Here is an 11,239-nt window from a genome sequence, read left to right on the forward strand (position 1 = left end):
TCTTATCGTCGTGCGAATGCGCCAGTACTCCGCAGACCTCACGCCGCCGTGGAAGAAGCCGAAGCCCGTGCCGGAGGTCGCAGCGGATGCGGACCTCGTGGTGGAGGAGCTGAGCACCGGCTTCTGCGGGGCGGTGATCCGCTGCGAGAAGACGGCGGAGGGTCCGACGGTGACCCTGGAGGACCGCTTCGGCAAGCACCGCGTCTTCCCGATGACGCCGGGCGGCTTCGCCCTGGAGGGCCGGACGGTGACGCTGGTCCGCCCGTCGACTGCCGCTTCCTCCACCTCGCCTGTACGTCCCACACGTACCGCCTCGGGCTCGGTGGCCGTGCCGGGGGCGCGGGCCCGGGTCGCCCGTGCCGGGCGGATCTACGTCGAGGGGCGGCACGACGCGGAGCTGGTCGAGCGGGTGTGGGGCGACGACCTGCGGATCGAGGGTGTGGTCGTCGAGTACCTGGAGGGCATCGACGACCTCCCCGCGATCGTCGAGGAGTTCGCCCCCGGCCCTGACGCGCGTCTGGGCGTCCTGGTGGACCACTTGGTGCCCGGCTCCAAGGAGTCAAGGATCGCGGCGGCGGTGAGTTCTCCGTCGGCGCTGGTGGTGGGGCACCCCTACATCGACGTGTGGGAGGCGGTGAAGCCGTCCTCGGTGGGGATCGCTGCGTGGCCCCGCGTGCCGAGGGGGCTCGACTGGAAGACGGGCGTCTGCGAGGCCTTGGGCTGGCCGCCCCACACTGGCGCGGCCTGGCAACGGATCCTGGGCTCGGTACGCAGCTACCGGGATCTTGAACCGGCGCTGCTGGGCCGCGTGGAGGAACTGATCGACTTCGTCACGGCGGCTGATTCCTAGCCCGCCGCTGCGCGGCGGATCTTTCCCGCCCACCCGCCCGATTGCCCCGCAGTTGCCTGTTTCAGCCCGTCCGGCGTTTGAGGACCGGGGTCTGGGGCGGAGCCCCAGTTTCGGGAAGGGGCGGGATTGGGGAAGGCCCCGCAGGGACCGCCCGAACCTCAGTCCACCAGGTCCCGCACCACCGCATCCGCCAGCAACCGCCCCCGCAGGGTAAGCACGGCCCGCCCCTCCTCGTAGGGCCCCGCCTGAAGGAGGCCGTCCGAGAGGGCCCGCCCCGCAGCCGCAAGCCCCGCAGGCCGCAGCAACGACAACGGACACCCCTCAAGCAGCCGCAGCTCCAGCAGAATCCGCTCCACCCGCCGATCCTCAGCGGCAAGAATCTCCCGCCCAGCCCCAGGCGAGCGCCCCGCGGCAAGAGCTCCCGCGTACGCCCCGGGATGCTTGACGTTCCACCACCGCACACCCCCCACGTGGCTGTGGGCCCCCGGCCCGGCCCCCCACCAGTCGGCCCCACGCCAGTACAGCTCGTTGTGCAGGCACCGCCCCGCGTCGGACGTGGCCCAGTTCGACACCTCGTACCAGGAGAACCCGGCACCCCCCAGCACCTCGTCGGCGATCAGATACCGGTCCGCGTGCACGTCGTCGTCCGTCATCGGCACCTCGCCACGCCGGATCCGCCGCGCCAGCTGCGTGCCCTCCTCGACGATCAGGGCGTAGGCGCTGACGTGGTCGGGTCCGGCCCCGATCGCCGCGTCGAGCGTGGCCCGCCAGTCGTGGTCCGTCTCGCCCGGCGTCCCGTAGATGAGGTCGAGGTTGACGTGCTCGAAGCCCGCGGCGCGCGCCTCCGCCACGCAGGCCTCGGGCCGCCCGGGGGTGTGCGTGCGGTCGAGCACCTTCAGTACGTGCTGCTTGGCGCTCTGCATCCCGAAGGAGACGCGGTTGAAGCCTCCGGCCCGCAGCTCGCTCAGGTAGGCCGGGTCGACGGACTCGGGGTTCGCCTCGGTGGTGATCTCCGCGTCGTCCGCGAGCCCGAACTCCTCCCGTACGGCCCCCAGCATGCGGACCAGGTCGGCCGCGGCGAGCAGCGTCGGCGTACCGCCCCCGACGAAGACGGTCTGTACCGGGCGCGGGTCGTCCCCGAGGACCTTCCGCGCCATCCGTACCTCGTCGATCAAGGTGTCCGCGTAGTTGTCGCGTGAGGCGAGCACTCCGCCGGAGCCGCGCAGCTCGGTGGCGGTGTAGGTGTTGAAGTCGCAGTAGCCGCAGCGCGTGGCGCAGTACGGGACGTGGAGGTAGAAGCCGAGCGGACGCGTCCCCGCACCCGTGAGGGCGGACGCGGGCAGGGCCCCGTCCTCGGGCATGGGCTCACCATCGGGCAGTGCGGAAGGCATACCTTCGATTGTCCCGCACCGCGGAGGAACCCGAAGACCGAGCCGACGCCGCTACTGCGCCTGCAACACCAGCACCGCCAGATCGTCATCCGGCGGCCGCTCGGAAAATTCGTGCACCAGCCTCTTGATCCGTTCGGCCACCAGAGCCGCGTCCATCCCCGCGCAGCTCGCGAGCGCCGTTGCGAGGCCGTCGCCGTCGTCGAACATCAGTTGTCCCGTGCGGCGCTCCGTCACCCCGTCCGTGACGCAGAGCAGCGTGTCTCCCGTGCGCAGCTCGAAGGTCTCGCTCGCATACGTCGCGTCGTCGACGACCCCGAGCAGCAGCTGGGGCGTGGCCGCCGCCCGGACCGTCCCGTCCGGGGAGAGGAGGAGGGGCAGCGGGTGGCCCGCGCTCGCCACCGTGCAGCGGACGCCGCCGTCGTCCAAGGGCACCAGCTCGCCGTAGAGGAGGGAGAGGAAGCGGGAGGTGGCCCCGTCGGTCGGCACGCCTTGGCCGCCCGCCACCGCGACCACCGCCGCGGCCGCGTCCGCCGCCTCCGTCGCATCGTCGAGGAGGAGCTGGTTGAGGCGGTCGAGCACTTCCGCGACCTCGTACCCCTCGCGGGCGAGCAGCCGCAGCCACGGCCGGGCGAGGCCGATCACGACGGCCGCCTCGACGCCCTTGCCCTGTACGTCGCCGAGCGCGAAGCACCAGCGGCCCTTGCCCGCCTGGAACACGTCGTAGAAGTCTCCGCCGGGACCGCCCTTGTCCCGCGGCTCGTACACGACTCCGCTGTGCACTCCGGGGATGTCCGCGACGGAGCTCGGAAGGAGGCCGCGCTGCAGGACCTGGCTGATGGTGGCCTGGCGCTGATAGCGGCGCGCCGCGCTGATGGCCAGCGCGACGCGGCGGCTGAAGTCCTCGATGAGGCCCGTGACTTCGTCGGCGAAGCGCACCATCCCGGCCCGCCCGATGATGAGCGTGCCAAGCACGCGGCCGCCCGCCGTCAGGCGGTACGCCAGGGCCGTGCCGCTCGCCTCTTCCGCCGGTGCCTCGGCGGGCCACGGCACGGGGACGGGGCCGGAGCCCACCGATTCGGGGAGCCGGGGCGGGTCCTTCTCCAGGCTGCGGCGCAGTTCTTCTATCCGCTGTTCGCTGGTGTGCCAGACGCGGGCGAGCCGGGAGCCCGCGCTCCCGCTCACGGTGCCGCGCGGCGCGACCTCCGGTTCGTCGTCGAGCCATACCGCGCACCAGTCGGCGAGCCGCGGCACGAGCAGCTGCCCGGCGAGGGCGGCCACGAGGTCCTCGTCGAACTGTCCGGCGAGCAGGTCGGACGCCTCGGCGAGGAAGGTGAGCGCGCCGCGGTTGACCCACTCCGTGTCGTGCGTGATCCGCTTCGGCAGCGGCGCGAGGATCTCGGCGGTGCGCAGCCCTCGCTGCACGGCCTGCTCACTCGCGTACGACTCGATCTCGTGGACGGCCTGGACGCCGCCGACCGGGAGGCGGGCCCAGACTGCCTTGGTGCCGGTGCGGTAGGTGATGCCCCAGGAGTCGGACAGAGTTGCGACGAGCTGGAGTCCTCGGCCGTACTCGGGTGTGCCGGGCGGCTGGGGCGTGGGTTCGCTGCGGACGGCGCGGGCGGGGTGGTGGTCGGAGACCTCGATGACCAGGCTGTCGGAGCTCTCCCCCAGGCCGGCCTCGTCGAGCCGGCACAGGAGCTCGACCGTCGTGCCCGCGTGCACGACGGCGTTCGTGACGAGTTCGCTGACCAGCAGCACCGCGTCGTCCGCGAGGCGGTCGGTGACACCCGCGGCCGCGGGCACCGAGAGCTCGATCCAGTCGGCGAGCGCCGCGCGTACGAACTTGCGTGCGGCGGCGGGCGCCAGCGGGTTTCCGGGCAGGGACGTGCACACCACCGCCGGCGGGCCGGGCTGGTGCCCCGGCTGGGCGGACGCACGGAAAGTGGTCTCCCGTTGCATCGGAATGGCCCCCACGTTTCGGCTCCTGAGCAGTTCGGTCGAATACGCCTCAGGCGACACGGACAGAGTGACAGACTGGCCACGCCCATAAGCACCGAGTTACTGAAGTGGGCCGCTATGAGTGAGAACAGTGCTATGCCCGCGCTCGGTTACGGCCGGATTCCGGCACCGGAACCAGCTCCGATACCTCCGCCGCACGCCGGGAACGATCCGGACACGGCACCAGAAATCATTCCGGAGACCGCCCCGGAAGCGGCATCCGATCTGCGCGTCCTCCTGTCCGCCATGCGGGCGGCGCGCGACGGTGACTTCACCAAGGTCACGGTGAGTGGCCACGGCCTGGTCGCCGACCTGCACACGGTGTTCAACGAAATGCTCGACCGCTCTCTCCACTTCGACGGTGAACTCGCGCGCGTACGGCGGGAGATCATCCGGCACGGCCATCTCGACGAGCGGTTCACCGCGAGCCCGGGACAGGGCAGCTGGGCCACGCGCGTGGCAGACGTGAACTCCCTGCTCGACTCCCTGGTCGCCCCGGCGGCCAACGCGACGCGCGTACTGAACGCCGTCGCGGGCGGTGACCTCACCCAGCGCGTGGACCTGCACGACGGCTCCCGCGAGCTGCGGGGAGACCTGCGGCGCCTGGGCCGTGCGGTGAACACGATGGTCGACCAGCTGTCGCTCTTCACGGGCGAGGTCACCCGTGTCGCCCGTGAGGTCGGCACGGAGGGGCGGCTCGGCGGTCGCGCCAAGGTGCGTGGTCTGTCCGGGAGTTGGCGTGACGTGACGGAGGCCGTCAACACGATGGCCGCCCGGCTCACCGCTCAGGTGCGTGACATCGCCCTGGTGACGACGGCGGTGGCGCAGGGCGACCTGACGCGGACGGTCACGGTCGAGGCGACGGGCGAGCTGCTCGAACTGAAGCTGACCGTCAATACGATGGTCGAACAGCTCTCCGCGTTCGCGGCGGAGGTGACGCGTGTCGCCCGCGAGGTCGGCACCGAGGGGCAGTTGGGCGGCCGGGCGCAGGCCCGTGGTGTGTCGGGGGTCTGGAAGGACCTCACGGACAACGTCAACTTCATGGCGTCGAACCTCACCTCCCAGGTGCGCAACATCGCCCAGGTGACCACGGCCGTCGCCAACGGCGACCTGAGCCAGAAGATCACCGTGGACGCCCGGGGCGAGATCCTGGAGCTGAAGTCGACGGTGAACACGATGGTGGACCAGCTCTCCGCGTTCGCCGACGAGGTCACCCGCGTGGCCCGCGAGGTCGGCACGGAGGGCAATCTGGGCGGTCGCGCTCAGGTGCGCGGCGTGTCCGGGGTCTGGAAGGACCTCACCGACAACGTCAACTTCATGGCGGACAACCTCACCTCTCAGGTGCGCAACATCGCCCTCGTGTCGACGGCGGTCGCCCAGGGCGATCTCGGCAAGAAGATCACGGTGGAGGCGAAGGGCGAGATCCTGGAGCTGAAGTCGACCATCAACACGATGGTCGACCAGCTCTCCGCGTTCGCCGACGAGGTCACCCGCGTCGCCCGCGAGGTCGGCACCGAGGGCAACCTCGGCGGACAGGCCCAGGTGCGCGGCGTCTCCGGCGTATGGAAGGACCTCACCGACAACGTCAACTTCATGGCGCTGAACCTCACCTCCCAGGTGCGGAACATCGCCCAGGTCACCACGGCCGTCGCCAACGGCGACCTGTCCAAGATGATCACGGTGACGGCGCGCGGCGAGATCCTGGAGCTGAAGGACACCGTCAACACGATGGTGGAGCAGCTGCGCGCCTTCGCGGACGAGGTGACCCGCGTGGCCCGCGAGGTCGGCACGGACGGCCGGCTCGGCGGGCGGGCCCAGGTGCTCGGCGTATCGGGCGTATGGAAGGACCTCACCGACAACGTCAACTACATGGCCGACAACCTCACCGGCCAGGTCCGCAACATCGCGCAGGTCGCGACGGCGGTGGCGCAGGGTGATCTCTCCAAGAAGATCGACGTGGACGCGCGCGGCGAGATCCTGGAGCTGAAGACCACCATCAACACCATGGTGGACACGCTGTCATCCTTCTCCTCCGAGGTCACCCGCGTGGCCCGCGAGGTCGGCTCCGAGGGCCAACTGGGCGGCCAGGCAAGGGTCGAGGGCGTCTACGGCACGTGGAAACGCCTGACGACGAACGTGAACGAACTCGCCCTGAACCTCACCACCCAGGTCCGCGCGATCGCCGAGGTCGCATCCGCCGTGGCCCAGGGCGACATGACCCGTTCCATCACCGTCGAGACCCGCGGCGAGGTCTCCGAGCTCAAGAACAACATCAACGTCATGGTCTCCAACCTCCGCGAGACCACCCGCGCCAAGGACTGGCTGGAGTCGAACCTGGCCCGTCTCGCGGGGCTGATGCAGGGCCACCGTGACCTGATGGAGGTCGCGGACCTGATCCTGCGCGAACTGACCCCGCTCGTGAACGCGCAGTACGGCGCGTTCTTCCTGGCCGACCCGGAGGCCGGGGACGCCACGACGCTGCAGACTCCGCCGGTCAAGGGGCTCGCCTTCATCGCCGGGTACGGCTCCGCGCAGGGCTCGGTCGTCGACACGGGCGCGATGCCCGCGCACGGCCTGGTGCGCCAGGCCGCCCTGGAGAAGAAGCGGATCCTCGTCGACGAGGTGCCGCCCGACTACATCAAGATCACCTCGGGCCTTGGGGACTCCGCCCCGGCCAGCCTGGTGATCATCCCCATCCTCTTCGAGGACAAGCTGCTCGGCGTCATCGAACTGGCCACGTTCTCCCGCTTCTCGGACGTGCACCTGGCGTTCTTCGATCAGTTCGTGAGCACCATCGGCGTCGCGATCAACACGATCATCGCCAACTCCCGTACGGAATCACTGCTCAGCGAGTCCCAGCGGCTCGCCACGCAGCTCCAGGACCGGTCGGACGAACTCCAGCTCCAGCAGGCGGAGTTGCAGCGCTCGAACGCCGAGCTGGAGGAGAAGGCGGCACTCCTGGCCACGTCGTCCCAGTACAAGTCGGAGTTCCTCGCGAACATGTCGCACGAGCTGCGCACGCCGCTGAACTCCCTGCTCATCCTGGCCCGGCTGCTCTCCGACAACCCCGACAGTCATCTCTCCGACCAGGAAGTGCAGTTCGCGACCACGATCCACCGCTCGGGCTCCGACCTCCTCCAACTCATCAACGACATCCTCGACTTGTCGAAGATCGAGGCGGGCAGGATGGACGTACGCCCCAAGAAGCTCCCCCTCGTCAAGGTCCTCGACTACGTCCACGCGACGTTCCGCCCGCTCACCCTGGACCGCGGGCTCGCGTTCGAGGTGTCGGTCGGCGAGGACGTGCCGCGGGAGATGTTCTCGGACGAGCAGCGGCTCCAGCAGATCCTGCGCAACCTCCTGTCGAACGCGGTCAAGTTCACCGCGAGCGGCCGGGTCGAGCTGCGCGTGAGCCGCGTCAAGAACACCGGCGACCGGCGGCTCCACGACGGCGGCGACCGGCTCTGCTTCGCCGTCACGGACACCGGCATCGGCATCCCCGCCGACCAGCTCCCGGCCATCTTCGAGGCGTTCCAGCAGGCCGACGGCACCACCAACCGCAAGTACGGCGGCACCGGCCTCGGCCTCTCCATCAGCCGCGAGATCGCCGGGCTCCTCGGCGGCCGTATCACCGCGGAGAGCAGTCCGGGCAAGGGTTCCACCTTCACGCTCTACGTCCCCGTGGTGCACCCCGGCCACGGGCCCGCCGCCGCGGCGTACGCGGCGACCAGGTCGCTCACCACCCCCGAGCCGCACGACGAGCGGGTCACCATGTCCCCGCACACCTTCCATGAACAGAACGACAGCTGGCCGACGCCGACCAAGCTGGAGGAGTACCGGGAGGGCCCGGCCGGCCGCATACTGCGTGGGCGCCGCGTCCTGATCGTGGACGACGACATCCGCAACGTCTTCGCGCTCACCCACGTACTGAGCCGTGTCGGCATGCCCGTCCTCTACGCGGAGAACGGCCGCGAAGGCATCGAGACCCTGGAGCGCAACCCCGACACCGACCTCATCCTGATGGACATCATGATGCCGGAGATGGACGGCTACGAAACCATCGCCGCGATCCGCCGCACCCCGCGCTGGACCGGCCTGCCCATCATCGCGCTGACCGCCAAGGCGATGCCCGGAGACCGCGAGAAGGCCATCGAGCAGGGTGCCAACGACTACGTTCCCAAACCCGTGGATGTGGACCAGCTGCTCACCGTCGCCTGCGCGCTTCTGGCACCCGAGGCCGCCGACAGGACAGAGCCGGACGCTCCCGCCACCACAGATACAACCGTTGCTCCGGAACCGGCAGGCGCTCACGGGGAGGCCGCCGTTCCGCCGACGACCGAGTGAGGCACTGTCCATGAGCACAGAGGTCATGACCGACAACCGATCGAGCATCCTTCTTGTCGATGACATGGAGGACAACCTGATGGCGCTCGAAGCCGTCCTGGGGTCACTCAACGAACCACTGGTGCGCGCCCGTTCGGGCGAGGAGGCGATGAAGGCGCTTCTGCGCCAACGTTTCGCCGTGATCCTCCTGGACGTACGCATGCCGGGGATGGACGGCTTCGAGACCGCGTCGAACATCAAACGACTCGACCAGACCAAGGACGTGCCCATCATCTTCCTGACGGGCACCGACAACGACGCGGGCTACGCCTTCCGGGGCTATGCGACGGGCGCCGCGGACTATCTCACCAAGCCGTTCGACCCCTGGGTGCTGCGCGCCAAGGTCACCGTATTCCTCGAACTGCACCGCAAGAACCGGCAGTTGGAGAAGATCCTGGCGCGCGAGCAGCAGCAGTTCGACGAGCTGGCGGCCCGCCTCTCGGCGATCGAGACGCACATGGCCGCCAGCAGCCTCAAGGACGTCCTGGAACTGCGCCACCACGTGACGCACATGGAGGAGCTGGTGAAGGAGATGCGGCGCGGGCGGGGTGATGCCTGACCCATGGGTCAGGCATCACCCCGCCCGCGCACGGCAGTCGAGGCTCAGGCCTCGCGCGAACCCGCGTACATCTCGTCGATCAGGTGCTGGTACTCGCGCTCGACGACCGGTCGCTTCAGCTTCAGACTGGGCGTCAGCTCGCCGTGCTCGATGTCCAGATCGCGGGGCAGCAGCTTGAACTTCTTGACGGTCTGCCAGCGCTGGAGGCCTTCGTTGAGCTCCTTCACATAGCCCTCGACGAGCTCGACCGTCGCCGGGGCGGCGACCACGTCGGCGTAGCTCTTGCCGTCGAGGCCGTTGTCCTTGGCCCAGGCCAGGATGGACGGCTCGTCGAGCGCGATCAGAGCGGTGCAGAAGTTCTTGTCGGCGCCGTGCACCAGGATGTTGGAGACGTAGGGGCAGACGGCCTTGAACTGGCCCTCGACCTCGGCGGGCGCGATGTACTTGCCGCCGGAGGTCTTGATCAGGTCCTTCTTGCGGTCGGTGATCCGCAGATAGCCGTCAGCGGACAGCTCGCCGATGTCCCCGGTGTGGAACCACCCGTCGGACTCCAGGACCTCGGCCGTCTTGTCGGGGAGGCCGTGGTAGCCCTCCATGATGCCGGGGCCGCGCAGCAGGATCTCGCCGTCGTCCGCGATCCGGACCTCGGTGCCGGGCAGCGGCTTGCCGACGGTGCCGGTGCGGTAGGCCTCGCCGGGGTTGACGAAGGAGGCCGCGGAGGACTCCGTCAGACCGTAACCCTCCAGGATGTGGATGCCCGCGCCTGCGAAGAAGTAGCCGATGTCGGGCGCGAGGGCGGCCGACCCGGAGACGGCGGCGCGCAGACGGCCACCGAAGGCCTCGCGCAGCTTGGAGTAGACGAGCGCGTCGGCGGCCTTGTGCTTGGCGCGCAGCCCGAAGGGCACCGACGCGTTGCCGGTCCTGCGGAAGTTGTCCTGGCTGACCTTCGCGTACTCGCGGGCGACCTCGGCGGCCCACAGGAAGATCTTGTACTTGGCGCCGCCGCCGGCCCTGGCCTTGGCCGCGACCCCGTTGTAGACCTTCTCGAAGATGCGCGGCACGGCGGCCATGTACGTCGGCTGCACCACCGGAAGGTTCTCGATGATCTTGTCGACGCGGCCGTCGACCGCTGTGACGTGCCCGAGCTCGATCTGGCCCGAGGTCAGGACCTTGCCGAAGACGTGCGCGAGCGGCAGCCACAGGTACTGCACGTCGTCCGGGCCGAGCAGGCCGGTCGCCGCGATCGCCTTCGCCATGTAGGACCAGTTGTCCTGCGGCAGGCGCACGCCCTTGGGGCGGCCGGTGGTGCCGGAGGTGTAGATGATCGTAGCGAGCTGGTCCTTGGTGATCGCCGCGATGCGCTCCTTGACCGCCTCCGGGTTCTTCTCCAGATGGGCGGCGCCGCGCGCCTCCAGGTCGGCGAGGGTGAGCACCCAGCCGTCGGGGTCGCCGTCGGCGGGGCCCGCGCCCTCGGCGTCGATCACCACGACGTGCCGGAGCTTCGGCAGCTCGGCGCGCTTCTCGCGCGCCTTGGCGAGCTGCTCGGCGTTCTCGGCGATCAGGACCCGGCTGTCGGAGTCGGCCAGGATGTAAGTGGCCTCCTCGGCGTTGGTCTGCGGATACACCGTGGTGGTGGCCGCGCCCGCGCAGAGGATGCCGAGGTCGGCGATGATCCACTCGACCCGCGTGGACGAGGCGAGCGCCACCCGGTCCTCGGGCGCGAGGCCGAGCTCGATCAGGCCCGCCGCGATGGCGTAGACGCGCTCGGCGGCCTGTGCCCAGCTCAGCGACTTCCACTCGTCGGGGCCCTCGCCCGAAGCTGCTGACACCGGATAGCGGTAGGCCTCGGCGTCGGGCGTGGCCGCCACGCGCTCCAGGAAGAGATGGGCCACGGACGGCGGACGGTTCTCGATCAAGGTCTGTGTGTCGCTCACGACATCCTCCGGACCCGCGACAATGCGGCGACTGGCTGGCGGCTGCTGGGCTTGTTCAACGTGCGAGGGTCTTGTTTAACTTGCGAGTAACCTACGAGCAGTGATCAGAGTAGAGCGCGGAAGC

6 protein-coding genes are annotated in these 11,239 nt (G+C 69.7%); 3 read left to right on the top strand and 3 right to left on the bottom strand.

The window, feature by feature from the left end; translation table 11 throughout:
- The first annotated feature begins 16 nt into the window (after positions 1–16).
- Positions 17–850, top strand: a complete 834-nt coding sequence (locus tag E5671_RS17930; RefSeq protein ID WP_160504976.1) for a DUF3097 domain-containing protein — start codon at positions 17–19, stop codon at positions 848–850.
- A 158-nt stretch (positions 851–1,008) separates the two neighbouring features.
- Here E5671_RS17930 and hemW read toward each other — a convergent pair whose 3' ends face one another.
- Positions 1,009–2,241, bottom strand: a complete 1,233-nt coding sequence (hemW, locus tag E5671_RS17935; protein ID WP_160504977.1) for a radical SAM family heme chaperone HemW — start codon at positions 2,239–2,241, stop codon at positions 1,009–1,011.
- A 51-nt stretch (positions 2,242–2,292) separates the two neighbouring features.
- A complete protein-coding gene (locus E5671_RS17940) occupies positions 2,293–4,215 on the bottom strand; it encodes an ATP-binding SpoIIE family protein phosphatase (RefSeq protein ID WP_336605778.1) in 1,923 nt (640 codons plus the stop codon).
- A gap of 270 nt (positions 4,216–4,485) precedes the next feature.
- Between E5671_RS17940 and E5671_RS17945 the strand changes: the two genes are divergently transcribed.
- Both E5671_RS17945 and E5671_RS17950 read left to right on the top strand, forming a co-directional pair.
- Positions 4,486–8,583, top strand: a complete 4,098-nt coding sequence (locus tag E5671_RS17945; RefSeq protein ID WP_160510262.1) for a HAMP domain-containing protein — start codon at positions 4,486–4,488, stop codon at positions 8,581–8,583.
- A gap of 10 nt (positions 8,584–8,593) precedes the next feature.
- On the top strand, positions 8,594–9,181 hold the full coding sequence (locus E5671_RS17950; RefSeq protein WP_160504978.1) for a response regulator: 588 nt from the start codon (positions 8,594–8,596) through the stop codon (positions 9,179–9,181).
- Between the two features lie 44 nt (positions 9,182–9,225).
- On the opposite strand, the gene E5671_RS17955 is transcribed toward E5671_RS17950, so the two are convergent.
- Positions 9,226–11,115, bottom strand: a complete 1,890-nt coding sequence (locus E5671_RS17955) for an AMP-binding protein (protein WP_160504979.1) — start codon at positions 11,113–11,115, stop codon at positions 9,226–9,228.
- Positions 11,116–11,239 lie beyond the last annotated feature (124 nt).

Origin of the sequence: Streptomyces sp. BA2, from assembly GCF_009769735.1 — a bacterium.
GTDB lineage: Bacteria > Actinomycetota > Actinomycetes > Streptomycetales > Streptomycetaceae > Streptomyces.